The sequence below is a fragment of the Verrucosispora sp. FIM060022 genome, from assembly GCF_003977705.1.
Taxonomy (GTDB): Bacteria; Actinomycetota; Actinomycetes; order Mycobacteriales; family Micromonosporaceae; genus Micromonospora; species Micromonospora gifhornensis.
Window position 1 is genome coordinate 667,477 of sequence record NZ_RQIV01000001.1, and the last position, 25,435, is coordinate 692,911.

Annotated in this window: 26 protein-coding genes; 7 read left to right on the forward strand and 19 right to left on the reverse strand. The window is 70.9% G+C overall.

Annotated elements, in window-relative coordinates; genetic code table 11:
• Positions 1-95 precede the first annotated feature (95 nt).
• Positions 96-1,514 (forward strand): MBL fold metallo-hydrolase, encoded by a 1,419-nt coding sequence (locus EG812_RS02845; protein ID WP_126710652.1) that lies wholly within the window; start codon positions 96-98, stop codon positions 1,512-1,514.
• Positions 1,515-1,689: 175 nt separating this feature from the next.
• Here EG812_RS02845 and EG812_RS02850 read toward each other — a convergent pair whose 3' ends face one another.
• Both EG812_RS02850 and EG812_RS02855 read right to left on the reverse strand, forming a co-directional pair.
• Positions 1,690-2,907: a cellulose binding domain-containing protein gene (locus EG812_RS02850; protein ID WP_126710653.1), complete on the reverse strand. Its 1,218-nt coding sequence runs from the start codon at positions 2,905-2,907 to the stop codon at positions 1,690-1,692.
• 189 nt (positions 2,908-3,096) lie between these two features.
• Positions 3,097-4,089 carry a PaaX family transcriptional regulator gene (locus EG812_RS02855; RefSeq protein ID WP_126710654.1) on the reverse strand — a complete coding sequence of 331 codons (993 nt, stop codon included), beginning with the start codon at positions 4,087-4,089 and terminating at the stop codon, positions 3,097-3,099.
• A 198-nt stretch (positions 4,090-4,287) separates the two neighbouring features.
• Here EG812_RS02855 and EG812_RS02860 point away from each other — a divergent pair, with 198 nt between their 5' ends.
• Positions 4,288-4,818 carry a cupin domain-containing protein gene (locus EG812_RS02860; RefSeq protein WP_013734658.1) on the forward strand — a complete coding sequence of 177 codons (531 nt, stop codon included), beginning with the start codon at positions 4,288-4,290 and terminating at the stop codon, positions 4,816-4,818.
• A 79-nt stretch (positions 4,819-4,897) separates the two neighbouring features.
• Here the strand turns inward: EG812_RS02860 and EG812_RS02865 are convergent, their stop codons facing one another.
• Positions 4,898-6,289 carry a DEAD/DEAH box helicase gene (locus EG812_RS02865; protein ID WP_126710655.1) on the reverse strand — a complete coding sequence of 464 codons (1,392 nt, stop codon included), beginning with the start codon at positions 6,287-6,289 and terminating at the stop codon, positions 4,898-4,900.
• Positions 6,290-6,471: 182 nt separating this feature from the next.
• The gene (locus EG812_RS02870) at positions 6,472-6,690 is read right to left on the reverse strand and encodes a hypothetical protein (RefSeq protein ID WP_013734656.1); all 219 of its coding nucleotides are present in this window, start codon (positions 6,688-6,690) and stop codon (positions 6,472-6,474) included.
• A gap of 456 nt (positions 6,691-7,146) precedes the next feature.
• Here EG812_RS02870 and EG812_RS02875 point away from each other — a divergent pair, with 456 nt between their 5' ends.
• Positions 7,147-8,118 carry a trypsin-like serine peptidase gene (locus EG812_RS02875; RefSeq protein WP_043725050.1) on the forward strand — a complete coding sequence of 324 codons (972 nt, stop codon included), beginning with the start codon at positions 7,147-7,149 and terminating at the stop codon, positions 8,116-8,118.
• Positions 8,119-8,201: 83 nt separating this feature from the next.
• Here EG812_RS02875 and EG812_RS02880 read toward each other — a convergent pair whose 3' ends face one another.
• Entirely contained in the window at positions 8,202-8,786 is a 585-nt protein-coding gene (locus EG812_RS02880; RefSeq protein ID WP_126710656.1) for a hypothetical protein, read from the reverse strand.
• A 323-nt stretch (positions 8,787-9,109) separates the two neighbouring features.
• Between EG812_RS02880 and EG812_RS02885 the strand changes: the two genes are divergently transcribed.
• Entirely contained in the window at positions 9,110-10,654 is a 1,545-nt protein-coding gene (locus EG812_RS02885) for an NAD(P)-binding domain-containing protein (protein ID WP_126710657.1), read from the forward strand.
• Here the strand turns inward: EG812_RS02885 and EG812_RS02890 are convergent.
• The 5 genes from EG812_RS02890 to EG812_RS02910 form a co-directional block, all read right to left on the reverse strand.
• Complete coding sequence (locus EG812_RS02890; RefSeq protein ID WP_013734652.1) at positions 10,638-11,237, reverse strand: nitroreductase family protein; 600 nt, start codon at positions 11,235-11,237, stop codon at positions 10,638-10,640. The genes EG812_RS02885 and EG812_RS02890 overlap by 17 nt on opposite strands.
• 166 nt (positions 11,238-11,403) lie before the next feature.
• Positions 11,404-12,555, reverse strand: a complete 1,152-nt coding sequence (locus EG812_RS02895) for a carboxylate-amine ligase (RefSeq protein WP_126710658.1) — start codon at positions 12,553-12,555, stop codon at positions 11,404-11,406.
• Positions 12,556-12,611: 56 nt separating this feature from the next.
• Positions 12,612-13,766, reverse strand: a complete 1,155-nt coding sequence (locus tag EG812_RS02900) for a M20 family metallopeptidase (protein ID WP_126710659.1) — start codon at positions 13,764-13,766, stop codon at positions 12,612-12,614.
• Positions 13,767-13,864: 98 nt separating this feature from the next.
• A complete protein-coding gene (locus EG812_RS02905; protein ID WP_013734649.1) occupies positions 13,865-14,422 on the reverse strand; it encodes a carboxymuconolactone decarboxylase family protein in 558 nt (185 codons plus the stop codon).
• A 148-nt stretch (positions 14,423-14,570) separates the two neighbouring features.
• The gene (locus tag EG812_RS02910; RefSeq protein ID WP_199743794.1) at positions 14,571-15,521 is read right to left on the reverse strand and encodes an AraC family transcriptional regulator; all 951 of its coding nucleotides are present in this window, start codon (positions 15,519-15,521) and stop codon (positions 14,571-14,573) included.
• Between the two features lie 101 nt (positions 15,522-15,622).
• Here EG812_RS02910 and EG812_RS02915 point away from each other — a divergent pair, with 101 nt between their 5' ends.
• Both EG812_RS02915 and EG812_RS02920 read left to right on the forward strand, forming a co-directional pair.
• On the forward strand, positions 15,623-16,537 hold the full coding sequence (locus EG812_RS02915) for an NADP-dependent oxidoreductase (protein WP_232510828.1): 915 nt from the start codon (positions 15,623-15,625) through the stop codon (positions 16,535-16,537).
• Between the two features lie 209 nt (positions 16,538-16,746).
• Entirely contained in the window at positions 16,747-17,658 is a 912-nt protein-coding gene (locus EG812_RS02920) for a CDP-diacylglycerol diphosphatase (RefSeq protein WP_013734646.1), read from the forward strand.
• A gap of 64 nt (positions 17,659-17,722) precedes the next feature.
• Here the strand turns inward: EG812_RS02920 and EG812_RS02925 are convergent, their stop codons facing one another.
• From EG812_RS02925 to EG812_RS02940, 4 genes are all read right to left on the reverse strand, one after another.
• Positions 17,723-18,175, reverse strand: a complete 453-nt coding sequence (locus EG812_RS02925) for an SRPBCC family protein (RefSeq protein WP_233196536.1) — start codon at positions 18,173-18,175, stop codon at positions 17,723-17,725.
• Complete coding sequence (locus EG812_RS02930; RefSeq protein WP_013734644.1) at positions 18,172-18,510, reverse strand: ArsR/SmtB family transcription factor; 339 nt, start codon at positions 18,508-18,510, stop codon at positions 18,172-18,174. The genes EG812_RS02925 and EG812_RS02930 overlap by 4 nt, the downstream gene beginning before the upstream one ends.
• Positions 18,511-18,643: 133 nt before the next feature.
• Positions 18,644-19,744 (reverse strand): sugar kinase, encoded by a 1,101-nt coding sequence (locus EG812_RS02935; RefSeq protein WP_126710660.1) that lies wholly within the window; start codon positions 19,742-19,744, stop codon positions 18,644-18,646.
• Positions 19,745-19,750: 6 nt separating this feature from the next.
• Entirely contained in the window at positions 19,751-20,407 is a 657-nt protein-coding gene (locus tag EG812_RS02940) for a bifunctional 4-hydroxy-2-oxoglutarate aldolase/2-dehydro-3-deoxy-phosphogluconate aldolase (RefSeq protein ID WP_126710661.1), read from the reverse strand.
• Positions 20,408-20,461: 54 nt separating this feature from the next.
• On the opposite strand from EG812_RS02940, the gene EG812_RS02945 reads away from it, so the two are divergent.
• The gene (locus EG812_RS02945) at positions 20,462-21,238 is read left to right on the forward strand and encodes an IclR family transcriptional regulator (protein ID WP_043721344.1); all 777 of its coding nucleotides are present in this window, start codon (positions 20,462-20,464) and stop codon (positions 21,236-21,238) included.
• Here the strand turns inward: EG812_RS02945 and EG812_RS02950 are convergent.
• From EG812_RS02950 to EG812_RS02970, 5 genes are read right to left on the reverse strand one after another with little or no spacing between them, the layout of a single operon-like run.
• A complete protein-coding gene (locus tag EG812_RS02950; protein WP_502697177.1) occupies positions 21,225-21,908 on the reverse strand; it encodes a hypothetical protein in 684 nt (227 codons plus the stop codon). The two genes, EG812_RS02945 and EG812_RS02950, sit on opposite strands and share 14 nt — an antisense overlap.
• Positions 21,909-21,934: 26 nt before the next feature.
• Complete coding sequence (locus tag EG812_RS02955; protein ID WP_126710663.1) at positions 21,935-23,206, reverse strand: ABC transporter permease; 1,272 nt, start codon at positions 23,204-23,206, stop codon at positions 21,935-21,937.
• Positions 23,203-23,961: an ABC transporter ATP-binding protein gene (locus EG812_RS02960; RefSeq protein WP_199743795.1), complete on the reverse strand. Its 759-nt coding sequence runs from the start codon at positions 23,959-23,961 to the stop codon at positions 23,203-23,205. The genes EG812_RS02955 and EG812_RS02960 overlap by 4 nt, the downstream gene beginning before the upstream one ends.
• On the reverse strand, positions 23,958-24,740 hold the full coding sequence (locus EG812_RS29880; RefSeq protein WP_126710664.1) for a zf-HC2 domain-containing protein: 783 nt from the start codon (positions 24,738-24,740) through the stop codon (positions 23,958-23,960). The genes EG812_RS02960 and EG812_RS29880 overlap by 4 nt, the downstream gene beginning before the upstream one ends.
• Positions 24,737-25,276 carry an RNA polymerase sigma factor gene (locus EG812_RS02970; RefSeq protein ID WP_126710665.1) on the reverse strand — a complete coding sequence of 180 codons (540 nt, stop codon included), beginning with the start codon at positions 25,274-25,276 and terminating at the stop codon, positions 24,737-24,739. The genes EG812_RS29880 and EG812_RS02970 overlap by 4 nt, the downstream gene beginning before the upstream one ends.
• Positions 25,277-25,435 lie beyond the last annotated feature (159 nt).

Here is a 25,435-nt window from a genome sequence, read left to right on the forward strand (position 1 = left end):
CCGGAGGCAGAGACGGGTAGTCACCTGATGCGAAAAGTCTCCATGCCCACGACATCCCCCCTGGCGTACGTGGCACATGGGAAGGGAGAACGGCAATGGCAGTAGACGTGTACGTCATCGCGACATCCTCACTCGGCGACCGCAGCTACCTGGCCTCGGACGGGCAGCAGGCGGTCGTGGTCGACCCGCAGCGCGACATCGACCGGCTGCTGTACCTGGCCGGCGAGAAGGGGGTGCGGATCACCCACGTGGTGGAGACGCACATCCACAACGACTATGTCTCCGGCGGCCTGGAACTGGCCCGGACGACCGGCGCGCAGTACCTGGTCGCTGCGGCCGACGAGGTCGACTTCGCGCGGACTCCGGTCGCCGACGGCGAGGTGGTGTCGGTATCGGACCAGCTGCGGCTGCGGGTGGTCGCCACCCCGGGCCACACCTTCCACCACCTGTCGTACGTCCTCGACGAGGCCACCGGCGGCGACTGGCGGCCGGTGGGCGTCTTCACCGGCGGATCGCTGCTGTTCGGTACGACCGGACGCACCGACCTGCTCGGCAAGCAGTACGCCCACGACCTGGCCCACCAGCAGTACGCCTCGGCGAAGCGGCTGGCCGACCTGCTGCCCGACGGGGTGCAGGTGTGGCCGACGCACGGCTTCGGCAGCTTCTGTTCGGCCAGTCAGGCCGACGCCCCCGACTCGACGATCGGCCGGGAGAAGCAGGTGAACCCGGTGCTGCGCCTGGCGGCGGACGAGTTCGTCGACCAGACCCTCGCCGGCCTCGACGACTATCCGGCGTACTACGCCCACATGGGCGTGGCGAACCTCGCCGGACCGGCTCCGGTGGATCTCACTCCGGTGACCAGGGCGGACGCCGCCGAGTTGGGTAGGCGCATCGCCGCCGGTCAGTGGGTCGTGGACCTGCGCAACCGCAAGGCGTACGCCGCCTCCCACCTGGCCGGCACGGTAAGCCTCGGGCTAGACGGCCCGATGTCGACCTGGCTGGGTTGGCTGATCGACTGGGGCAAGCCGGTGACCCTGCTCGCCGAGACCCCGGAGCAGATCGCGCACGCCCAGCGGGAGTTGGTACGCATCGGCATCGACCGGCCGGCGGCACAGGCCACCGGCGAGGCCGAGCGGTGGGCGGCGGATCCCGGGCAGCTGCGGGAACTGCCGATGGCCGACTTCCCGGCGCTCGCCGCCGCCCGCGCCGGGCGACTCCCGGCCGGTCTACCCGCCCCGGACGTGCTCCTCGACGTGCGGATGACAAACGAGTGGCGCGGCGGCCACGTGGACGGCGCTGTGCACGTCCCGTTACCGGATCTGCCCGAGCGGCTCGCCGAGGTGCCCGCCGGTACGGTCTGGGTGCACTGCGGATCCGGCTACCGGGCCACCGCCGCCGCATCGCTGCTGGTCAACGCCGGCTGTAAGGTCGTGGTCATCAACGACAAGTTCGACCGGGCCGAGGCGGCGGGCCTCGCCATGACCGCGCCGACGACGCCGACCGGCGGTCGGTGACCGAAAGAGGCACGCCGGGATCAGATGTCTCGTTCCGGCTGCCCGCCTGCCTGCCGCGTGGTCAATCAACCAGCGGCGTCCCAACCTGAGTCCGGCCTCGTGGCGCGGAACACGCTCGAACGGGCCGGTGCCGTGGCATCGGCCCGTTCGAGGCCCTGGTTGGTTACCGGTGCCCTCAGCTACCGCTGCAGACGGCGGCGGTTCCGCTACCGTTTCCGGTGCCCTGGAAACCGAAGCTGGTGGTCTGACCGGCGCCCACCTGTCCGTTGTAGTGCTCGTTCCTCACGGTGATGATGCCGCTGCTGCCGGTGGACACGCCGTTCCAGACGTTGCTGACCGACACGCCGCTCGGCAGGTTCAGGGTGACTGTCCAGCCGTTGAGGGAGGTGCTTCCCGCGGTGACGTTGACGTTGGCGACGAAGCCGCCGTTCCACTGGTCCTGCACGGTGAAGACCGCCGTGCAGCCGCTTCCTCCGGGCGGCGGGCTGGCGGGTGGTGGCGTGGTCGGCGGTGGGGTGGTGGGCGGGGGAGTGGTGGGCGGCGGGTCGCCGTCGAGCGTCAGGTTCTTCTGCTGGACGGTCCACTGCGTACGGCACAGGCCACAGTTGGGGCCGACGAAGTTGGCCCCGGCTGAGGTGTCGCCCTTGAGCCGCCACTTGAAGTAGAGCGTCGCCACCCGAGCGAACTCTCCGCCGTTGGGCTGGTCGTAGGTGGCGCCGTGCCCGACGTTGAGGTTGCCCATGAAGGCGGGCAGCCCGGCCGGCAGCTTGCCCCAGTCGTCCATCGCGTTGGGGTAGGCGATGTCGCTGGGCCCGCCGATGAAGTAGGCGATCGGCTTGGTCAGCCGCCTGAGCTGGTAGTCATCGGCGTCGTTCAACAGGCCGCTGTTGAAGATGCCGGTCGTGGTGACGCGGGGGTCGTTGGAGACGGCGTACGCCTCCACTCCGCCGCAGGAGAAGCCGGCAACAGCGATCTTGGTGGTGTCGAGCTTGTTGTAGTACTTGCTGCCCTGCCGGGAGTTCTCCGCCACCGCCCAGTCGATGGTCTGGGTCAGCATCTGCGCGTTTGTGGAGCCGCCGCCGTTAGGCGCCCCGTTGGCCACGGCGAGGAAGCCGTGCGAGGCGATCTCACGCAGGAAGTTGTGCTGCGAGAGGCCGTTGCCCGAGCAGGCGCCGTTGCCCCAGGCGAGGATGGGCAGCCGCTCGGCCGGGAGGTTCTGCGGCCGGTAGATGGTGTGGTTGGCCAGGCTGGGGGAGGTCTCGTAGTCGGCCGGGTACGGGCCGGAGCCGCCGACCGCGGCGCTGGCCGGACTCACGCTGATCGCCATGATCACAGAGGTGACCGGGACGACGAGGGCGACGAGCCCCGCGTAGACCTTCGATCTCCTTTTCATGCACCCTCCAGGGATGTCAATGGTGGCACTCCCTGCGGTGGCGGTGGCCGCTGTCCAGCCGTGCCCTGACCAAGGTCGGCACCGGCCGCGAGTCGATGTGGCTGCCCTGACCGCCCGGCTGCGGTCCCCACAGGCGACTAAAAGGGGGAGCGGTGTGTGCAGTAACTATTACCAGCGCAACGAAAAGTGTCAATGTGGCGAGCGATTCGGGTCAGCCTGCGACGGCGGGCCGGTCGGTGTCGCCCGGACCGGCTCCGGTCGCGCGGGGTCGCTCGACGCGCGGAAGTGCGTGACCCACGAAACGGCGTCCGGCCAGTACGGCGTGACCACCTCGACGAGGCGGGCCTGGGCGAGCGCACCGAGCGCGGTGTGAATGTCCAGGAAGGTGTCCCGGGCCTGCTGACGCGGCCACGGCTGCGGGAGGAGATGCTGCGGCAGATCGGGGTCGGAGTCCGCGAACTTGCACCAGGAGTCCATGGCGGACGTGCGGGCCACCAGCGCTGCGACCGGGTCCACCTTCCCGTTGCGGGCGGCTTCCCGCAGCTCGGCGTACCGCTCGACGAACCGGGAGTAGTCGGCAGCCAGAGCGGCCAGGTCGTACGCGCTCGCCGGTCCGTGCGGCCCGGACTCCTCGTCGAACCGGACGTGCATGACCGACCACCGGGCATCCTCGACGTGCTGCAACAACTCGTCCAACGCCTGGCGCACGGGCGCAGCGTCGGAGCCCGGCCGGATCCACACGCTGTCGTACAGGCCCACGAAGCGCAGCGCGCTCAACGACCTGCGTACGGCGTGACGCAACGCCTGACCGGAACTCGGAATCGAGAACGACACAAGCACCCAGTCGCCGGCCCACTGCGGGGGACGGGCACCGAAGTTCAGGAAGTGCTGCATTCGCGAGCGATGCTTGGCGATCGCCTGCGGCGTCAGGTGGTAGACCGGCGGCCTCGCGTCCCCACGCCTGGCGATCAAACCGCGCTTGACCAGGCGCGACAGCGCGGCCCGGGCGCTGGATTCGCTGATCCCGAACTCCCGCAGCAGGGCGATGACCGCGGTCGACGGCAGATCGGCGTCCGACGAGTCGAGATACTCGCCGAGCAGGGTCGCCAGCAGGTGTTGCGGGCTGGACCCGGCCTGAGCCCGGGGTAATCGGACGGTATCGACGGATTCTTCGGCGTACACCTCATCAGGGTGCCGCACCGGGTCGCCCACCGTGCCGTCAGGCGGTCGCTCGACCGCCCTCGGTGCTGTCCGAAGAGGAGTGAAGCCCGCCACTCAAGCTTCAAACTTGAACTTGGCGGCCTATGATTCAAGCTTGAAGCTATCGAAGTGGGTGAAGCGGACTCCCGCTGAGTGCCGACGGAAAGTGTGGTGACAGGGATGGACAAGCAGCTGCCCCCCAAGGACGACCCGATCTGGACCGCCGCGAGAGGCTTCGTGGCGCGTGACGACGAAGGCGTCCTCAAATTGGTCAACGGCGGGCAGGAGGCGGCCCGCGTGAAGGTCACCGGCGACCAGACCGACGGCCAGCTCAGTCTCCTGGCGTTCGATATCGCACCCGGGTTCGGGAACCGGGCACACGCCCACGGGGCCGAGAGCGAGGCCTTCTACGTGGCATCGGGTGAATTCCGTTTTCTCAACGGCAACCGCACCTTCGAAGCCGGTCCGGGCGACTTCATCTATGTCCCGAAGAACACCCGCCACGGCTTCAAGAACCTGAGCAGCGAGATCGGCAAGCTTCTGGTCTTCTACAGCCCGGCGGGAGCGGAGCAGTTCTTCCTCAAGTACGGTGACGACCCCGACCCGGCCGGGAACCCGCCGCCGGCGTGGACCCCGGAGAAGTTCGCCGAAATCGCGGGCGCCCTCGACGCCCACCACATGATCATGTTGCCGGACGAGGACTGGGGCTAGGCCCCGGGTCGACGTCCGGTCAACCGCCCCGGCGAGGCGCCGGATTCGTGGGGGTGAACCCGGGTGGTGTCCAGGCTGGTCAGCGCCCGCCTCGGCGGGCGCTGGGCCGGGCCCGGGCGGAGAAGGCAGCCACGCCGCCGCGCGCCGGTGCGGATCGCGTCGACGCTGCCGCCGCCGTGGCCGGCTTGCCGCCGCGTCGGCCCCGGCCGCCGTTGGCGGGCGGCGCGTCGTGCCGAACATCGGCCGCCGGCGTCACCGGCCGGGGGACGAGGGTCCGTTCTCCCGGGGCGAGTTCCCGCAGCAGCGCGTCACCTGGGCGCAGTCGGGTCGTGGTGGCGGTGATGCCGGCCTTGCGGGTCAGTTCCCGCACCTCGGGCACCTGCCCGTCGGTCATCAGCGTGACCACGGTCCCGGCCGCGCCGGCCCGGGCGGTACGCCCCGAGCGGTGCAGGTACGCCTTGTGCTCCACCGGCGGGTCGGCGTGCACGACGAGCGCCACGTCGTCGACGTGGATGCCCCGGGCGGCGATGTCGGTGGCGACCAGGGTGTGCACCTGGCCGTCGGCGAACGCCTGCAGGTTCCTGGTGCGCGCACCCTGGGCCAGGTTGCCGTGCAGCTCGACGGCGGTCACCCCGGCGGCGACCAGCCGGCGGGCGAGCGTCTTCGCGCCCCGCTTGGTGCGCGTGAACACCACGGTGCGGCCCGGCGCGGCGGTCAGTTCGACAAGCACCTCGAACCGGTCCGAGGGCTCGACGTGCAGCACGTGGTGCGCCATCGCGGTGACCGGCGACAACCCCGAGTCGACGCTGTGCACGGCCGGATCGGTGAGGAACCGGCGTACCAGGACGTCGACGCCGGCGTCCAGGGTCGCGGAGAACAGCAGGCGTTGCCCGCCGCGCGGGGTCTGCTCCAGCAGCCGTCGTACGGTGGGCAGGAAACCGAGGTCGGCCATGTGGTCGGCCTCGTCCAGGACGGTGATCTCGACGGCGTCGAGGTGGGCGGCGCCGGTCCCGACGTGGTCGGCCAGCCGGCCCGGGCAGGCCACCAGCACGTCGACACCGGCGCGGAGCCCGGCGATCTGCGGTCGCGCGGCGACGCCACCGAAGATGGTCATCGTGCGCAGCGACAGGGCCTGCGCCAAGGGCGCCATCACGCTGTCGATCTGGGTCGCCAGTTCACGCGTGGGAACGAGGATCAGCGCGCGGGGGCGTCCCGCCCGCCGTGGCGTCCTGGAGGCGGCCAGGCGAGTCAGCACCGCCAGTACGAAGGCGTAGGTCTTGCCCGAACCGGTGCGTCCCCGGCCGAGCACGTCCCGTCCGGCGAGCGCGTCGGGCAGCGTCGCGGCCTGGATGGGGAACGGCCGGTCCACGCCGCTCGCGGCCAGCACGCGGTTGAGCGCGTCGGGCACGCCGAGTTCGGCGAAGGTGGGCGCAGGGGATGAGGTGATCTGGTGTGGGCGGCGTGCCGCCATGAAGGCTCCGAACGTCGAAGGGACGTCCCGCCCGGCGCTGACCATCCGGCCGCGGCGCGTGGCGTGGGACATCGAACCCGGCCGCCATTGCTGGGCGGGCCGTGCTGTCAGTCTACTCGACGTCGCCGCCGGGCCTCGCTGCCCGCGTACATGCGGTCAGCATGGCCCGTGTCGACGGCCGATCAGGGGCTTACCACCTGCCACCGGCTCTGTTCGTCCATCCATGCCCGGGCCAGGATCTCCGCCGACTGTCGGCCGGGGCACTGGTGGATCTTCGACCGGCCGGCTTCGCCGCCGGCTCGGGCCTCCACCTCCCACGACTCACCGTCGGTACGGATGTACACGTCGCGACGCCCCCGCACGGTGCGGTTGCCGTTCCACCAGTGGCGTTCGGTTTTCACCCCTCGACCGTATAGCACAACTTCCGAGGATGGAATGTTGGCGATCTTGGTAGGCGGGGGTGCACGCACAGCGACCGCGCAGGCAGGCGCGGTCGGAGCGGACGGGTAGTGATCAAAGGATCATACCCGGCATACCGGCCCGCCAGCGTGGTCCGGGCCCGGCAGTGGCGATTTCGACAATTAGCGTGAGTTGCAATTGTCGGCTGCGGTTCGTCAATCACGTCGAAGCTGTGACGATGCTGAGTCAAATCGCGATTTGCAAAGTGATTGTGGCGATCGAATGTTGTGCCGGTGTGGGTGGCGCGGTGTTTGTTGGCGCGTCCGAAACCCGTCACTTCTCGTTCATTGCGATCTATGCACGTCGATAAATATGATTTCCGTGTTCCCGATCGGGAGCCCAAAGGACGAGGGAGGTCCTCTTTGAAATCCACCCTGCGCTGGACCGCGATCGCGGGAATGTCGATCGCGTTGGTCCTGGGGGGCGCACCGGCCGTCAGTGCAAGTCCCACCACCACCGAGAGCAACGGCAACACCAGCACCGTCGCCCGGACCCTCGACGGTCGGGCGATCACCAACGACAGGATCGCCAAGGAGGTCGCGGAGTTCTGGACGCCGGAGCGGATGGCCTCGGCCGTCGACCTGACCTTCGCCCGGCCCGGCGGCGTGGTCGAGTCACCGGCTCTCACGCCGAAGCCCACCGGGCCGGCGGGCGCGGTGGCGCCCATGGCGCCGAGGATCGCCGGCACTGACGACGTCCGGACCATGGTCAACGAGTCGCTGGCGGTCGGGAAGGTCTACTTCACCGTGCCCGGCGGTGGCACCGCCTCCTGCTCGGCCAGCACCGTCGCGAGCGGCAAGCGGCGGCTGGTGATGACCGCGGGGCACTGTGTGCACGGGGGTGCCGGCGGCCAGTGGTACAGCAACTGGCAGTTCGTCCCGCGCTACCGCAACGGCGCCCGTCCGTTCGGCACCTTCGTGGCGTCCAGCCTCAACACCCGTACCGCGTGGATCAACAACAGCAGCTACGCCGAGGACATGGGCATCGCCGTCATGAACAACGGCGGCTCCTACGGGCTCAAGGTCGTCGACACCGTCGGCGGTCACGGCCTGCGCTGGAACTACGGCTACAGCGTCTCGGTGACCGCGCTGGGTTACCCGTCCAACCTCGGCGGCGGCGAGAGCCAGTACTACTGCCAGGGCACCACCTGGAACGCCGGCGGTCAGCAGATCCGGATGTGGTGCAACATGACCTACGGTTCCAGCGGCGGACCCTGGCTCCAGGAATACAACGACAGCACCGGGTACGGATTCATCAACAGCGTCGTGAGCCACGGTGACAACCCGGGCAACGGCCAATTCGACGGACCCTACTTCGACGACGACATCAAGAGCCTCTACGACTTCGCCGAAAGCATCTCTCCGGCATAGGGGCACCTGAAATCATCGGCCCCGGCCAATTGGCCGGGGCCGATGATTGTCGATTGCCACGCAGTGCCGTCATCGAATGGCGGTCACAGCCCCGCCGCGGCGTCGTACCGGCGGCGCAGGTCGACCATTTCCGAAGGGCTCAGCGCCTCCTTCTGCGCCGGCTCCGCGTACTTCGGCGGGAACATCTGCCGCAGCCGGTCGATGAAGATGACGTCCTCGGTCGCCTCCACCACCTGGATACCCGGCGGATCGGTCGAGAAGTCCATGATCACTGGACCGGCCAGTTTGACCGCCCAGTCCCAGGTGCGCTTCTGCTCGGCGACCCCGCAGAGGTGGAAACCGTAGACCGTCTGCACGTCGGCGAGCTTGCTCGCCTCGGACGGCTCGTACCCGTAGACATGTACCCCGCAGATCACCGCCGGCTTCGTCTGCTCGCCGTTGGCCACCTGCTGGAGGTCGTGCCCCGCGTGGTTGTGCTGCTCCGGGTCGGCCTGTTCGAGGATGGTCCGCATCCGGGTCAGGATCTGCCCCTGCAGATCCGCCGGCTCCGCCTGCGAGCCGGCCGTCCTGACCACGACGGCCGCGCCGGCCGACACCGCCACCAGGATCGCCGCCACCCACACGTAACGGTGTCGATACCACCCCGCGAAACTTGCTCGGGAAACCATGACTGCTTCTCACCTCGTCGCCGGTACTGCTGAGTTGGCAGGACGTACCCAGGGAAAGGTGCCCGGTCGGGCAATGGCCCGGCGCTACGGCGCGAGCGTCCGCCAAGTGGCGCGCTGCCGGTAACGCGATGCTCCCGCGTGGCCGTTCCCAGCGCGGTTGCCCCCACGCTGCGGCGATGTGAGCCATTCCAGCACGCTTTCACCCGCTCCGGCAACAGTTCGGGCACAGGCCGGTTTGCGCGACGGTGCGCGGTGGCATTGACACGCGCCGTCATGCATTCCATGGTCAATGGATTCATCTCTCAGTCGAAGGGGCCCGCAGGATGGTCAGCAACGAGCACAGGTACGTCATCGTCGGCGCCGGCCCCGCCGGTGTTCAGCTGAGCTACTACCTTCAGCAGCACGGCGCCGATTACCTGACGCTCGAAAGTGGTGACTCACCCGGCGGGTTCTTCCGCCGGTTCCCCCGGCACCGTCGGCTCATCTCGCTGAACAAGGTGCACACCGACAGCACCGATCCCGAGATCCGGCTGCGGTGGGACTGGAACTCGCTGCTCAACGACTCCCCGGACCTGCTCTTCCCGAACTTCAGCAAGGAATATCTGCCGGCCGCCGACGACCTGGTGCGTTACCTCGCCGAGTTCCAGCGGCACTACCAGCTCAACATCTCCTTCGGCACGACTGTCGAGCAGATCACCCGCACCGCCGACGGCTTCACCCTGCGCACCGACCAGGGCGAGGTGCGGGCGCGCTGCCTCATCGTCGCCACCGGTTGGGGCAAACCGTTCGTGCCGGCCATCAAGGGCATCGAGCACGCGATCGGCTACGAGGACATGGTCGTCGACCCCGAGGAGTACGAGGGCCAGCGGGTCCTCGTCATCGGCAAGGGCAACTCCGCCTTCGAGACCGCCTCGGCGATCCTCGGTCGGGCGTCGATGGTGCACCTGGCCAGCCGGCACCCGCTGAAGTTGGCCTGGAACACCAAACACCCCGGCGACGTACGCGGCCAGTACGGCGCGATCCTCGACAGCTACCAGTTCAAGACGCTGCACTCGGTGCTCGACTGCACCATCGACGAGATCCGGCCCGTCGACGGGCGCTTCCAGGTGTCGATCACCTACACCCACGCCGACGGTGAGACCGCCGTGCTCGACTACCACAAGGTGGTGCGGTGCACCGGCTTCCAGATGGACACCTCGCTGTTCGACGAGACCTGCCGTCCCGACATGGTGCGCGACGACCGGATGCCCGACCTGCGCCCGGACTGGCAGTCCACGAACGTCGACGGCCTCTACTTCGCCGGCACCATCGCCCAGGCCCGCGACGTCAAGCACGCCTCGTCGCCGTTCATCGACGGATTCCGGTACAACCTGCGCACCTTCACCCGAATGCTGCGGGAACGCTACGAGGACGTGCCGTTGTCGTACGCGACGACCCCGGCCGACCCCGCCTCGCTGACCAAGCTGATGCTCGACCGGGTCAACTGGAGCTCGGCACTGTGGACCCAGTTCGAGTACCTCTGCGACGCGTTCGTCCGCGACGACACCACCGGCGACTTCCGCCACTACGAGGACCTGCCCGAGGACTACGCCGTGGAACGCTTCGCCGACGCCACCCAGTGGTACACGTTGGCGCTGCGCTGGGGCCGCGACGAGTACGGCGACGTCTTCGCCATCGAGCGCCACCCGACCCCCGACCGCGCCCGGGAGAGCGCCTTCATCCACCCGGTGATCCGGCGCTACCGGGGCACCGAACTGCTCGCCGAGCAGCACCTGCTGGAGGACCTGCTGGCGGAGTGGCGTCGACCGGACCGGCACGTCGAGCCGCTTGTCGAGTTCCTCAGCAAGGACTTCACCAACGGATCATGACCTCGTCGAGCGGTTTGCGGGCCAGGTCCGGGACGCGGGCGTCCGGCGCGGGATAGCCGACCGGCATCACCACGTACGGGCGCTCCTCCCGGGGCCGCTCGCACACCTCGTTGAGGAACCGCATCGGGCTGGGCGTGTGGGTCAGCGTGACCAGGCCGGCGTGGTGCAGGGCGGTGATCAGCACGCCGACCGCGATGCCCACGGACTCCTTGACGTAGTACGGCTTCGGGCTGTGCGGCCCCTGATGCACCTCGAACACCACGATCACGGCCGGTGCGGTCTCCAGGAACGGCTTCTGCCAGTCGGTGCCGAGCCCGGAGATCGCACCCAGCCACTCCGTTGAGGCGCGGTGGTCGTAGAAGGCACGTTCCTCGGCCTCCGCCGCCTCGCGCAGCCGGCGCTTGCGGGCCGGGTCGGTCAGCACGACGAACCGCCACGGCTGCACGTTGGCGCCGCTGGGTGCGGTCGACGCCGCCCGGATCGCGGCCTCGATCACCTTCTCGGGCACCGGGTCGGGAGCGAAGTCCCGTACGGATCGGCGTTGCGCCATCCGTTCCGCGAACTCCTCCGCCTCGCGGACCATGTCCGCCGGATGTCGACGCCGGTGCTGGATCGGAACCCTGGGTAACAGATGCGCGTGGGTCACCTGTGGCCTCCCCTGAAACAGGTGGACCGGCCGCCACCGGGGGCGATGCCCGCCGTGCGACGTTCGGTTCCTCCAGCATCGCGGAGGCGGGTGCCGTTCGTCGTTACGTAAGTGTGCCTTCTTGTTCGGCCAGCACTCCGGGCGCGGTCTGCGCGATGATCTCGTCGACCACATCGGTCAGGCGTCCGCGGGCAGCTGCGGCGGCCCGCTGGCGGGTCGCCCCGTCGCCGTCGGTGCCGAGCCGGGCCAGCCAGTCCTCCACCCGCTGCCGGTCGCCCGCCTCGTCCAGGGCCGGCCGGACCAGGCGTACCAGCCGATCGGCGAGCGCGGCGGCGGGCAGCAGCCGGCCGGTGGCCACGTCGACGCCGTGGCCACCCATCCCGTCGCGGGCCGCCCGCCAGTACGCCAGCCGCAACAGCTCCGGTACCGGCCGGGGCCCTTCGTCACCGCTGTCCACGGCCTGCCCGGCGACCATCACCAGCGCCCGCACCAGGGCGGCCAGCGCCACCGATTCGGCGGCGGTGACCGGCACGTCGGTCACCCGCACCTCCAGCGTCGGGTGGTTCGCCGACAGCCGCAGATCCCAGAAGATCGTCCCGTGGTCAACAAGCGCCCCCGCCTCGATCAGCATGGCGATGTGGTCGTCGTACTGCTGCGCGGAGGTCAGGAACGGCGGGGGACCGGCCACCGGCCACCGACCCCAGGTCACGCTGCGCCAGCTCGCGTAGCCGGTGTCCCGCTCGCACCAGTACGGCGAGTTGGCGGTGAGGGCGAGCAGCACCGGCAGGTGCGGGCGCAGATGGTTGCCGATGAGTACGGCCCGGTCCCGGTCGGGCTCCTCCACGTGCACGTGCACGGCACAGATCGCGAGTTCGTCGTGCAGCCCGCGGAAGGTGGCGTTGCCGCGATCCTGGCGCGGCCCCTCGGTGATGGGCGGTGGCACGGCGTTGCCGAGCACCGGCGAGGCACTGGCGATCACCCGCAGCCCGGCCGAGCTAGCCGCGCTCTGGACCGCCCGCCGGCCCTCGGCCAGCTGCGCCCCCAGCTCGTCCAGGCTCCGGCACGGGTCGGTGCGGGCCTCCACGTGCAGTTTGGTGATCTCGCCGCCCACCCGCGCGCCGAGAGCCGGGCGGGCGCGGTCGATGACGGTGGCGGCCTCCGGGACCACCTCGCCACGGTCGGGGTCGACGACGAAGAATTCCTCCTCGACGCCGATCCGGGGGACGGTCGATCCTGGACGCTGTTCCGTAGCCATGCCGCCGACGACCTCCCGCTGTCGGCCCGTTGCCGACGGTAGGCAGGTTACGGGATTCAGGCGACGAGTTGCGTGCCGAAACCCTCCATCGAGGACACTGTTTCCACGAGTCCGACCAGCAGCGCCGTACGCTCCGGCATCCGGTCCAGGCAGACGTACTCGTCGGCGGAGTGTGCACCGCCTCCGACCGCGCCCAGACCGTCGAGCGTCGGTACGCCGAGCGCGGCGGTGAAGTTGCCGTCGGAGGCCCCGGCGGCGTACGCCCCGACAAGGTCCGGCATGCCGAGCGCCAGCGCGGTCGACCGCGCCATCTCCAGCAGCGGTTGGGCCAGCTCGGCGGGCATGGGGTAGCGGTTGATCCCGCCGCACACGGTCAGCGTCGCCTCGGACAGGTGCGGCTGCAACCGGCGGATCGCGTGGTCGACCCGCTCCAACTCGGCCTTGCTCCAGGCCCGCACGTCCACCGCCAGGCTGGCGCTCTCCGGCACGGTGTTCGTGGTCGTCCCGGCGGAGAGCAGGGTGGGAGTGACGGAGGTGCCCGCGCTGTCCGCCGTGCCGAGCGCGCCCAACGCGAGCACCTGATGGGCGACCTCGACCGTGGCGTTGATCCCCCGCTGGGGTTCCACGCCGGCGTGGGCGGCACGGCCCTGGATGGTGAGGCGGTACACCGAACCGCCCTTGCGGGCCACCTTCACATGCCCTTCCGGGGTGGCGGCCTCGCAGACCAGTACCGCGCCGGAGCGCCGCGCCTCCCGTTCGATCAACGGCCGGGAGGTGACCGATCCGCTCTCCTCGTCACAGGTGAGCAGCACCCCGACCGTCGAGGTGTCCTCGATCAGGCGCAGGGCGGCGAACATCTGCACGATGCCGGCCTTCATGTCGCACACACCGGGGCCGGTCGCCACGTTCCCGCGTACGGTGAAGGGTCTGGTTTCGGTCGTGCCGATCGGGAAGACGGTGTCGAAGTGGCCGAGGAGCAGCACCCGCTGGTCGACCGCCGGCCACAGCAGGTGCGGTAGACCGTCGAGGACGACCCGTTGGGCCGGCCGCCCGAGCACTTCTGTTCCCCAGCGGGCGAGCAGGTCGGCACAGGACTCGAGATGGGGCAGCGAGCCCGGTGCCGACTCGTACGCGACGAGGGTGCCCAGCTGGTCGACCATGTCTGCCTGCAGCTTGTCGGCGGCATGGCGCAGACGACGTGCGTGGTCCATCGATCCCTCCGAACTCACGGGTGACGGGCCTGGCCAGGCGTGTCCATCGACCATCGCAGAGGGGGAGGGGTGTAGCCACCCTTGTCCGTGCTGTGTGCTCAGTCAGTGCGAACCGTTGCCCCGTAACCGAACTCGACGACCTGACGCGCGGACGCGGCGTAGGCGTCCCGACCGGCGGGCGCGAAGGTGCCGAGCCCGTCGACGTACCGGTTGAACATGCAGAACGCGGCAGCGATCAGCACGGTGTCGTGGATCTCCGTGTCGGTGGCGCCCTGCGCGCGGGCGTCGGCGACCAGTTCGCTTGTCACGTTGCGGCCGCTGACCTGCACGGCACCGGCGATGCGCAGCAGCGCCCGCAGCTTTGCCGAGATCGGGGCGCTGTCCAGGTCCGCGCGTACCTGGTCGACGAGGTCGTAACCCTCGTCGAGCTGCGCGGCGGCGAACGCCGAGTGCGAGGCGCAGCAGAACTCGCAGTCGTTGCGTCCGGACACGTACGCCGCAATCAGTTCCCGCTCACCGGCCGGGAGGGTGTTCGGGGCCCGCAGCAGCACCTCGGCCAGTTCGTTGAGCGGCTTCGCCGTCTCGGGGCGGTAGCGCATCGGGCCGGTGATGCCGGGAAATTCCTTCTCATCGATTCCGAGATCGATGTGCGCCATGCTCGTCCTGCCTCTCAGCAGTGCGTCGTGGCCCGGGTGGGCGGCGCTCACCGAGGGGCGCTGCCCCTGTCGAGGATCGCTGCCCGTGCGGGGCGGCGTGAGCGACGCCGCGCAGCCACGATCACATCCGATACCCGGCCGCGCTTCTTCATTCGTGCGCTGTCCGGGCCGGCACGAGGCCACCACCGGACCGGCGGTACCGGCCGGGAGCGACGGCGTGATGGCGCTTGAAGGCGTTGCCGAAGGCGAACTCCGAGGTGTAGCCGACCTTGGTGGCGATGACGTTCAACGCCGCATCGGATTCCTGGAGCAGCCTGGCGGCAGTGGTCATCCGCCACCAGGTCAGGTAGGTCAGTGGCGGTTGACCGAGCAGCGCGGTGAAGCGGCGGGCGAACGGTGTCCGGGACAGCCCGGCCTCGGCGGCCAGTGCGGCGACGGTCCACGGACGGGCCGGATCGCGGTGCATGGCGTTCAGCGCGGCGGCGATCGGCCCGTCGTTGAGCGCCGCGGCCCAGCCGGTGTCGGCCGCGCGTACCGGCTGCCCGTCGAGCCAGGCGCGCAGGATGTGCAGCAGCAGCGTGTCCAGTAACGCGGGGACGATGGCGTCCGTGCCGAGGCGCGGGTGCGACAGTTCGTCGCCGAGCAGCTGCACGGTGGCGTGCAGCTGCGGGTGTCGCCCGAGGTGCGCGGGCAGGTGGATCAACTCGGGTAGATCGGGCAGCAGGGGATGGGTGCGCGCGGTGTCGAACTGGTAGCCGCCGCAGAGGATGATCGTGGCTGGCCTGTCGGTGTCGCTGTCGTGGCGGTGCAGTGTCGGCTGGGCGTCCGGGTCGCAGGCGGGCCCGGTCGCCGGCGTCGCCGGGCTGTCGACGAGCACGTGTCCGCGTCCGTGCGGCCGGAACACCACGTCCCCGGTCGACAACGCAACGGGCTCGCTTCCCGCCTGCACGAGCCAGCACCGCCCTTGCAGGATCACCTGGAATCCGGCGGACCCGGGCATCGACGCGAACTGCTGCGCCCAGGGGGCGTGCCAGGCCACCCGCGCGGAACGAGGCTGTCCCGTTCGCATCACCGCGATCACGTCGCTGAGCACGTCCACCCGCCGAGGGTAGCGCCGGGCAGGACGATCGCGTATGAACGAGAGCCTGCGAAGCATGGTTCGTCCCTGGGGCTCGCCCATAGGTTCGAGCAGTGAGAGCCATGAGAATGCACGAGTACGGTGACGCGTCCGTGATCCGCGCCGACGACGTACCCCGTCCCGTCGCCGGTCCAGGCGAGGTCGTGATCAAGGTCGCCGCGACCTCGTTCAACCCGTCCGACGTGGGGTTGCGCCGAGGGCTGCTGCGCGCGGTCTTCACCGCCGACCTGCCGTACACGCTCGGTGGTGAGGTGGCCGGCACGGTCGTCGAGGTCGGCGCGGCCGTGCCCACCCTCGACGTCGGCGACCCGGTCATCGGTCGCATCGACGGCGGCGGTGCCGCCGCCGAGTACGTCACCGCTGCGGCGGAAAACCTCGTCGCGGCGCCCACCACCATCCCGCTCGCCCACGCCGCCGCCGTTCCCATCGCCGGTGTCACCGCCTGGCAGGCCGTGTTCGACCATGCGAAGGTCATCGCCGGCCAACGGATCCTGGTCAACGGCGCGGGCGGTGGCATCGGCGGGTTCACCATCCAACTCGCCAAGCACGCCGGAGCGTACGTGCTGGCCACGGCGAGCCCACGCAGTGCGGACGCCGTTCGCCGGCTCGGTGCCGACGAGATCATCGACTACCTGGCCACGCCGCTCGTCGACGCGCTCGACGAACCCGTCGACACCGTCGTCAACCTGGTTGCCGGCAGCGCCCGGCAGGCCGGCATGCTGCTGCCGCTGGTGCGGCCCGGTGGCCTCGTCGTGTCCGCCACGGTCCCGGTGCGGCCACCGGCCGGATCCTCCGTGACCGCCGTGCACTTTGTCGCCCGCAACGACACCGACCAGCTTGCCGCGCTGGTCGCGCTCATCGATGCCGGCAAGGTCCAGGTCGACATCGCTGCCGTCCGTCCGCTCGCCGAACTGGCCGAGGTGCACCGCGAGGCCGAGTCAGGTCAGACCCGCGGAAAGATCATTCTCGTGCCGTGAGACTCACCCGCAGGCAGCAGGCAGCAGGCAGCTGAGCGGCGACCCGGAGCGACACGATCAGGGGATCCGTTCGGTTGCCGACGCAGAGCCCTGAGCGGATCGTCCTAGTCTCGACATGTTCATTCCTCGCGTCCGCTTCTCCCCGCCAGGGGCCGGGCGCTGATGGACACCGAGCGGCCTGCTCGGGTCGCGACGGGCGGAGGCTGAGGATGGGCGACAACAGGGCAACCGGGAACATCCACCGACGCCAGTTCGTCAGGCTCTCGGGAGCGGTCGGCGCCACGGGCCTGTGGGGTCTCGCGGGAGGTGGTGCGGCGCTGGCCGACGGGGGACCGGCTCCCGGGCCGCCGGCACCGGACCCCGGCGGCCCGGGTGGCTCGGCCTGCCCCACGCCGTCGCAGTTGTGCGGCTACCCGAGCGACACCGGCGGCCGGTACGACCTGTGGGACCGCGTGCAGGTCTGCGAGGGGACGAAACCCGGCCCGCCGTTCCCGCAGTGCCTGGCCACGACACCCACCTACGTGATCCTCAACGGTGGGTCCGGGTCCAACCACGACTTCCTGCTCGTGCCCAGTTGCCGCATCAGCGGCATCGAGTGCCCGTTCATTGCCACCTCCAGCGCGCCGAACTACTGGCTCGACGCCTGGAACAACGCGCAACCGGGGCAGCCGGGTCATGTGGTCTATCCGCACATCGGACTGGGCGTCAACTCGGCCGATCCGACGATCCGGCAGCAGGACCAGTTGCACATCCACCTGGCCGGCATCCACTCGGGCATCCAGACGCAGCTCAACAACCACGACAGCGCGATCACCAACGACCCGGCGCGGTGGCGTACGCAGATCGTGCCGGTGTGGGGACTGACGAGCACCGGCGCTCCGGCCCCCCGGTCGTACCGGGTGCTGCACGTGGCGAACCTGAACACGAACCTCTTCACGCTGCTGCGCGACAGTGTGGTGCGCCCGACCGGGGCGAGCATGGCGGCGCAGATCCTGGCCGTCACCCCGCGGCTGGTCGGCAACGGTGGGTTCTACGTCCTGAACAGCGAACCCGGCCTACCCGTCCCGCCGGGCCAACCCGGCGGCACCGGCACGGTCGACTTCCTGCTCGCCTACGCGTGATTGCCCGGCTGCCTGGCCCGTGAGCGGGCGGGAACGACCCCCGTCGACCGTCCCCGACCCGCCCTCAGCGGCGCAGGAACGCCTCGATCCGGTCGAGGGCGCCGACCCAGACCTCGTGGGCGAAGAAGTCGCGCATCTCCGCGGCCGGGAATCCGGTCTGGACCACCGTGACGAGGGTGCCGTCCCCGTCGGGTGCGAAGGTGACCTCGACGTGGGTGGTCATCGTGGCGCCGTCCGGGCTGCTGCCCACCGCCTCGGTGACCAGCCGGTGTGGCCGGTCGATCTCCAGGAAGGTCTGCGTCTCGCGGAACAGTTGGTCGCGGCTGGGCCCCCAGACCGCCGTCTGGGTGCCACCGACGCGCAGGTCGGTCTCGATCTCCACGATGCCGGGCTGCTCGTCGAGAATGCTGAACCAGATCTTCTGCTGCTCCGGGTCGGTGTACGCGTCGAAGACCTCCTCGGGAGAGGCCGGCAGGTGCCGGCTCAGGCGCAGGTGCAGGTCGGGCGTCTCGGTCACTGTTGCGTCCCCTTCCGCAGGGTGAAGTAGGCGTCGAGACCGTCGAGGCGACGTTCCCAGAGCCGTTGGTAGAAGGTGATCCACGCCATCGCGTCGTCCAGTCGCTCGGTGCCCAACCGGCATTGCCGCGCCCGGCCGACCTTTTCCGTGACCACCAGGCCGGCCTCCTCCAGCACCCGGACGTGCTTCTTCATCCCGGTGAGGGAGATGGCGAACGGCTCGGCCAGATCGCTGATCGTGGCCGGCGCGGCCCCCAGCCGGGCGAGCACCTGCCGGCGGGTCGGGTCGGCCAGCGCCGAGAAGATCCGGTCGAGGCGCGCATCTTGCTGAACCATGTGGTTCACCATAGCGACAGTGAACCACATGGTTCAACGTTCGTGGGATTCCGCGATGGTCGGTGACGCGAGAAGTGACAATCGCCCGGCCCCGATCAGCGTCGGGGCCGGGCGATGGCGTCAGCGGTGTCGATCAGCGTTGGACCCGGGCACCCGCGCCGCGCATCAGCGCCTCGACCTCCTTGCGGTTGGCCATCGAGGTGTCGCCGGGGGTGGTCATGGCCAGGGCACCGTGCGCCGCGCCGTACTCCACCGCGGTGGCCAGGTCGTGCTGCTCCAGCAGGCCGTAGATCAGCCCGGAGGCGAAGCTGTCCCCGCCACCCACCCGGTCCATGATCTCCAGGCCGGGACGGTGGGTGGCCTCGACGAACCGGCCGCCGCCCCAGGCGATCGCACCCCAGTCGTTGACCGTCGCGCTGCGGACCGTACGCAGCGTGGTGGCCACCACCCGGAAGTTGTCGAACTCCTTGGTGACCTCCTCGATCATCCGCTGGAAGTTGGTCACCTCCAGTTCCGACAGGCTGGCGTCGGTGTCGGGCACCTCGAAGCCGAGGGAGGCGGTGAAGTCCTCCTCGTTGCCGATCATGACGTCGACGTACCGGGCGAGTCGCCGGTTGACCTCCTGTGCGCGGGCCTGCCCGCCGACCGCCTTCCAGAGGCTGGGCCGGTAGTTCAGGTCGTACGAGATGATCGTGCCGTGTCGGCGGGCGGCGACCATGGCCGCCTCGATGGTCTCCGGCGTGGTCTCCGACAGCGCGGCGTAGATGCCGCCGGTGTGCAGCCAGCGCACCCCCAGGTCGCCGAAGAGGTGGTCCCAGTCGACGTCGTCGGCGCGCAGCTGGCTGGCGGCGGTGTGGCCCCGGTCCGAGGTGCCGACCGCGCCGCGTACGCCGAAGCCGCGCTCGGTGAAGTTGAGGCCGTTGCGCACGCTGCGGCCGAGGCCGTCGTACGGCATCCAGCGGATGAACGACGGGTCGACACCGCCCTGCAGGATCAGGTCCTCCAGCAGTCGCCCCACCTCGTTGTCGGCGAACGCGGTGACGATGGCGGTGCGCAGCCCGAAGCAGCGGCGCAGCCCTCGGGCGACGTTGTACTCACCGCCGCCCTCCCAGGCCCGGAAGGCGCGGGCGGTGCGCACCCGTCCCTCACCCGGGTCCAGGCGCAGCATCACCTCGCCGAGCGAGACGAGGTCGTAGCGGCACCGGTCGGCGGGGCGCAGGTCGAGAACGGACATGGCGGATCAGGCCTCCCGGGCGGCGGTCACGGCGGCGGCGGTCAGTGCGGTCACGTCGTCCCAGCGGCCCTCGGCGAGCAGGTTGGGCGCGACCATCCAGGTCCCGCCGACGGCGAGGACCGGCGGCAGGCTGAGGTAGTCGCGCAGGTTGCCGGTGTTCACCCCGCCGGTCGGGATGAAGCGTACGGACCGGAAGGGCGCGGCCAGGGCCTTGATCATCGTGGTGCCGCCGAGCTGCTCGGCGGGAAAGAACTTGACGGTGTCCAGCCCGGCGTCGAGGGCCATCTGGATCTCGGTCGGGGTGGCGGCACCCGGGAAGACGGGCACGCCGACCTGCTGGCAGTGGGCGACCACCCGGGCGCTGAAGCCGGGGCAGACGATGAACCGCGCGCCGGCCGCGACGGCGTCGTCCACCTGGCCGGGGGTGAGCACGGTGCCCGCGCCGACGAGCAGCTGTGGGTCCTCGGCCATGGCCCGGATGGCGTCGGCGGCGGCGTCGGTGCGGAAGGTCACCTCCACACTGCGCAGGCCACCGGCGGCCAGGGCGGCACCGAGCGGGGCGGCGGCACGGGCGTCGTCGAGCACGACGACCGGCAGGATCCGGCCCGCGGCGATGGTCTCCGAGACGTCGGCGGGCTGTTCAGAAGGATGAACGGCAGTCACATATGTGACCCTACTGCTGATCCCGGCAATGTCAATCCCGCTACAGTGAGCGCCATGACAACCGCCGAGGGCTTCCAACCGGTCAAGTCGGCCGGGCGCACGCTGGAGGTACTGGAGACCCTGGCCGCCTCCGGCGGCCGACGCTCCCTCGGCGACCTGGCCCGCGACCTGGGCATCCCGAAGAGCAGCCTGCACGGCATCCTGCGCACGATGATGCAGCGAGGCTGGGTGGAGGCCGACGACACCGGTACCCGCTTCGGGCTGGGCGTACGCGCCCTCCAGGTCGGTGCCGCGTACCTGGACACCGACGACGCGGTCGGGCTGCTCGCCGGGGTGCTCGACGAGTTGTCCCGGCAGTTCGGCGAGACCGTGCACCTCGGCCGACTCGACGGCGCGCACGTGGTCTACACCGCCAAGCGGGAGTCGTCGCACCCGCTGCGGCTCTACAGCGCCATCGGACGACGCCTGCCGGCCCACGCCACCGCCCTGGGCAAGGTGCTGCTCGCCGAACGCGCCACCGAGGAGGTCGAGACGATCCTCGGACCGTCCCCGGCGGCGCTGACCCGGCACACCATCACCGACCTGGCGGCGCTGCACGCTGACCTGGCGGCCAGCCGGGAACGCGGGTACGCCGTCGACCACGAGGAGAACACCGAGGGCATCGTCTGCTTCGCGGTGGCGGTGCCGCTGCACACCCCCGCGGTGGACGCGATCAGCCTCTCCATCCCGGCGGCCCGCCTGAACGAGCAGGTGCAGCAGCGGGTGGTGACCGCGCTGCACCGCGCGGTAGACCAGGTCCGCGCCGCCCGCGGCCTGCTCACCGCCAGCTGAGCCGAGGGCGGATCAGCATCGACCACCGACCGCCCGCGCCGAGCAGGACGTAGGCGGCGGTGCCGGCGACGAACAGCACGCCGACGACCAGCCACGAGACGGTGGCGGACGAGGGCTGCACCGGCCAGGCCCAGATCGCGGTGACCCGGTCGGTGCCGCGCGGGGCGGCGGCGTAGCTGGCGCAGCCGTAGCAGAAGGCGGGCAACCAGGCCAGGCGGACACCGAGCAGCGCCGCCGCGCCCACCACCAGACCGGTGTGTCCGAGCGTGTTGCGCACCAGGGCGTACGCGCCGAAGGTGTGCGGGTCGGCCAGCCCGGCCAGGCTGAGCACTGCCGCGCAGAGGAGGGCGGCGAGCAGGACGTGACAGGCCCGCCACACCCGCCAGGGCAGCGGCGTGCCGCGTTCCAGGTCCTCGTCGGCACCGGCCAGGCTCGGGCCGAGCAGCACGGCGGCCAGCAGGGGAGCGAGGGCCACCACCGGGATCCGGGCGACGGCCCCGCCGAAGTAGGGGCGACTGACCAGCCAACCCCCCGCAGCCCAGGCCAGCACCGCGACAACCGCCAGGCCGACCAGGAACGCGGGCACGCCGCGTGCGATCAGATGCAGCACGAACCGACGACCGCCCGACGCGGCTGCCCGAGGCAAAGAGGTGCCGCCGCCGCTCACCATCGCCGCCCGAGCCGCGCCGCCGCCGTTCACCCGGGCTGCCCGAGCCGGACCAGCGCCGCCACATCGCAGCCGGCCGCCGCGCGCAGGTAGTCGGCGAACCAGGCCCGCTGCGCCGGCATCGGCAGCGCGTAGAGCCAGTCGATCGGGTGCTCGGGGCTCGGCGGTAGCTGGAGCATCCAGGCGCTGGCCAGCCCGCTGGTGAGATGGGCCTGTTGGTGGATCTCGCGGGAACCCATACCGGGAGGGCAGTTCGGCCTCGTCACCGCCCACAGGTTGGTCTTCAGCCAGTCGGGCCGGGCCAGGCCGCCCCGGGCGGTGGACTGCTGGTCGAGGTAGAGCCAGATGGTCCCGTCGCCCGGCGCCTGCGGCTGGTCGACCGGTCGGGCGGCATCGTCGACCGCCCGGTCGGGCGCGCCGGGAATGCCCGCGACCCGGGCCAGGACCGGCTGCACGATCGGCGCCACGTCGTCGAGCAGGAAGGCGTGGATCCGGGCCACGCACACCGGCGCGCCGGTGTCCGTGCAGACCAGCGCGACCGCGTCCGGATCGGCGGGCAGACGGTACGGGCCGGGGCCGGTGACGATCGGCACCGCGACACCGACCGCGAGCGCCCCGGCCAGCGCGGCGGCATACCAGCGGCGGGCGGCGAGCGCGAGCAGCGCGACGGTCAACGCCAGCAGCCACCCCGCCTGCCACGCCACCACCCGGGCGGGCACGACCTGGTACGCGGCCGGACCGACGTGCACGGGGGAGAGCCATACCGTGGCCTTCGTGTCGGCGTACGTCAGGATCGCCAGCACCAGGTACGCGGCCAACCCGGCGACCGGTGCGGCCAGGCGCAACCGCACCAGCCGGCCGACGGCCATGCCACCGGCGGTGGCCGCGCCCAACGCGAGCACCCCGACGAGCAACGTCCACCACCAGCCACCCCCGGCGTACGTCGCGGCCGGGGCGACCAGCACCGCCGCCCCGGCGAAGGCCACCAGCACGCCGGTGGTGCCAGCCAGCGTCACCGCCAGCCACGCCACCAGGACCGGCTGCCAGCCGGGACGCGGGGTGGAGCTGACCATCTCGTCGATGCCGCGCCGCCGCTCCCGACCGGCCTGCCACGCGCCCGCCGCGATCATCAACGCGCACAGGATCAGCATCGACACCCGCAGGTAGTTGGCCAGGCCGGCCCACCGGCCACCCCAGTGCTCCGGATGCACGGCCAGCATCCACACGCCCGCACCGCACATGACCGCGGCGGCCGACGGTGCCGTGCCCCGACGCAACTCGGTGCGCAGGACGCGCCTCACCGGGCAGCCGCCCGCGCGCCCCGCAACACGGCGGCGTAACCGCGTTCGATCGGGGAGTCACCGCTGTCGCCGGCACCGCCGGCCGCGATCAGCTCCTCGGGCAGCCCGCTGAACACCAGGCGTCCCGCGTCGATCAGGCTGACCCGGGTGCAGGCCGCCACGACGTCCTCGACCAGGTGCGTGCTGACCAGCACGACGGCGTCCAGTCCCAGCTCCCGCAGCAGCGCCCGGAACTCCACCCGCTGCTCCGGGTCCAGTCCGGCGGTCGGCTCGTCCAGCAGCAGCAACCGAGGATCGTTGACGATCGCCTGGGCGATGCCCGCCCGGCGGAGCATCCCACCGGAGAGGTGTTTCATCCGGTCGTCGGCCCGGTCCAGCAGCCCCACCCGCTCGATCGCCCGGTCCACCGCCAGCGGGATCTGCGCCGGTGGCATCTCCTTCAGCCAGGCGAAGTACTCCACGAACTCCCGAACGGTGAACCGTGGATAGAACCCGAACGACTGCGGCAGGTAACCCAGTTGCCGACGGGCCGACCGCAGCCCGGCCGCGTCGGACAGCGGCTGCCCGAGCAGCCGCACCTGCCCCCGGTCGGGTCGCCGCACGGTGGCCAGCACCCGCATCAACGTCGTCTTGCCGGCCCCGTTCGGGCCGAGCAGGCCGTGCACCCCCGGACCCAGGTCGAGATCCAACTCGTCCAGCGCGGTCCGTCGGCCGTAGCTGACCCGCAACCCTCGAACGCTCACCGTCACGCTCACGCGGTTCGTCTCCCTACTCGATCCCGGCGGGTCCACACCACGAGCACGGCCGCTGCCGTGACCGCCAGCCACACCGGACCGGCCTGCACCAGCACCGCCCACTCGCCGATCGGGGCCAGTACGATCACCGCCCACGCGCCGGCCACCACCGCCGCCGCCTGACCGGGCTCGATCAGCGAGCCGAGCGCCAGCGTCAGGGCGGTGAGCGCGAGACCGGCCAGCGGCCACACCATCGGCGTACCGACGCCGGTCATCGCGCCGACGAGGAGCGTGACCGGCGCGGTGACCGCGAGCACCGCGAGCGTGCGCCACAAGATGATCTGCAGCCCGCCCTGTGGTGCCGACGCCACCATCTCGTGCAACGGATCCGACCACGACCCGTACGACAGGGCGGTGCCGACCGCCGGCAACATCGGCGCGGCCAACAACAGCAGCCACGGCGGCAGCATCGCCGGGCTGACCGCCAGCCCCAGCGCGGCCAGCCCGGTCAACGCCACCGCCACCAGCCACGCACCCCGGGCGGCCGGGCCGGCACCCACCAGGACCCGGATCCGACGCCAGCGGGTCGCCGGGCGTACCCGGCCCGGTGGTGGCAGCGGGGCGGCCACCGCCACCGCCGCCGCCTCGACCAGCCGCCGGGTCGGATCGTCGAGGGTAAGGTGGGCCCGGCAGGCGGCGCACCGGTCGAGGTGCGTCTCCACCGACCAGGCGTCGACGTCGTCCAGAGCATCGTCGACGTACGCCGCCAGCGTTCGAGCGTCCAGGTGAAAAGCCGTCACGACAGCGCCTCCCGCAACTCCCGGCGGGCCCGCATCGCCCGGGTCTTGACCGTTCCCTCCGGTACGCCCAGCAGCGTCGCCGTCTCCCGTACGGTCAACCCGTCGAGCACGGTGGCCTGCAACACCGCCCGCAGTTCCGGCGACAGCCGGTGCAGCGCCCGTTCCAGGGCCGCGTCGTAGGACCCGGCCAACGCCTCGTCCTCGGCCGACGGCGACCAGACCGGCACCGCCTCCGGCGCCACCGACCCGACCGTGGACGGACGGGCCGCGATGCGCCTGTGGGCGTCGATCAGCCGGCGTGACGCCACCGCCCAGAGCCAGCCGGTCACCGCGCCGTCCTCCCGGTAGCCGGCCGCCGCCCGCCACACGGTCAGGAACGTCTCCTGGAGCAACTCCTGGGCCAACTCCGGGTCGCGGCACCGGCGGCGCAGCCGCAGCGCCAACCACGGTGCGTGTCGCGCGTAGAGCACGTCGAACGCGGGGCGGTCGCCCGTACCGACGCGGCGCAGTAACGCTGCGTCGTCTGAATCCATCACGCAAGGTTAGGACGCAGCCGCCGCCGAAACGGTTCTCTGCGGGCGTGACCCGCCGCCCGCCGTCTCCGATGCGTCTGGCCTGGTGATTGTCCTCACGATCACCACTGGTCGAGGCAGGGAAACCCCCTCTGACCTCCCTATGCTTGGCGTCGATGATCG

What these genes read in the sequence shown, in the direction of transcription:
- EG812_RS02885 (WP_126710657.1), top strand. Translation starts at nt 9,110, where the DNA reads ATGGTCAGCAACGAGCACAGGTACGTCATCGTCGGCGCCGGCCCCGCC.
- EG812_RS02930 (WP_013734644.1), bottom strand. Translation starts at nt 18,510, where the DNA reads ATGGTTCAGCAAGATGCGCGCCTCGACCGGATCTTCTCGGCGCTGGCC.
- EG812_RS02860 (WP_013734658.1), top strand. Translation starts at nt 4,288, where the DNA reads ATGGACAAGCAGCTGCCCCCCAAGGACGACCCGATCTGGACCGCCGCG.
- EG812_RS02890 (WP_013734652.1), bottom strand. Translation starts at nt 11,237, where the DNA reads ATGGTCCGCGAGGCGGAGGAGTTCGCGGAACGGATGGCGCAACGCCGA.
- EG812_RS02865 (WP_126710655.1), bottom strand. Translation starts at nt 6,289, where the DNA reads ATGGCGGCACGCCGCCCACACCAGATCACCTCATCCCCTGCGCCCACC.
- EG812_RS02935 (WP_126710660.1), bottom strand. Translation starts at nt 19,744, where the DNA reads ATGTCCGTTCTCGACCTGCGCCCCGCCGACCGGTGCCGCTACGACCTC.
- EG812_RS02900 (WP_126710659.1), bottom strand. Translation starts at nt 13,766, where the DNA reads ATGGACCACGCACGTCGTCTGCGCCATGCCGCCGACAAGCTGCAGGCA.
- EG812_RS02915 (WP_232510828.1), top strand. Translation starts at nt 15,623, where the DNA reads ATGAGAATGCACGAGTACGGTGACGCGTCCGTGATCCGCGCCGACGAC.
- EG812_RS02845 (WP_126710652.1), top strand. Translation starts at nt 96, where the DNA reads ATGGCAGTAGACGTGTACGTCATCGCGACATCCTCACTCGGCGACCGC.
- EG812_RS02945 (WP_043721344.1), top strand. Translation starts at nt 20,462, where the DNA reads ATGACAACCGCCGAGGGCTTCCAACCGGTCAAGTCGGCCGGGCGCACG.
- EG812_RS02895 (WP_126710658.1), bottom strand. Translation starts at nt 12,555, where the DNA reads ATGGCTACGGAACAGCGTCCAGGATCGACCGTCCCCCGGATCGGCGTC.
- EG812_RS02950 (WP_502697177.1), bottom strand. Translation starts at nt 21,908, where the DNA reads ATGGTGAGCGGCGGCGGCACCTCTTTGCCTCGGGCAGCCGCGTCGGGC.
- EG812_RS02905 (WP_013734649.1), bottom strand. Translation starts at nt 14,422, where the DNA reads ATGGCGCACATCGATCTCGGAATCGATGAGAAGGAATTTCCCGGCATC.
- EG812_RS02850 (WP_126710653.1), bottom strand. Translation starts at nt 2,907, where the DNA reads ATGAAAAGGAGATCGAAGGTCTACGCGGGGCTCGTCGCCCTCGTCGTC.
- EG812_RS02920 (WP_013734646.1), top strand. Translation starts at nt 16,747, where the DNA reads ATGGGCGACAACAGGGCAACCGGGAACATCCACCGACGCCAGTTCGTC.
- EG812_RS02875 (WP_043725050.1), top strand. Translation starts at nt 7,147, where the DNA reads ATGTCGATCGCGTTGGTCCTGGGGGGCGCACCGGCCGTCAGTGCAAGT.
- EG812_RS02880 (WP_126710656.1), bottom strand. Translation starts at nt 8,786, where the DNA reads ATGGTTTCCCGAGCAAGTTTCGCGGGGTGGTATCGACACCGTTACGTG.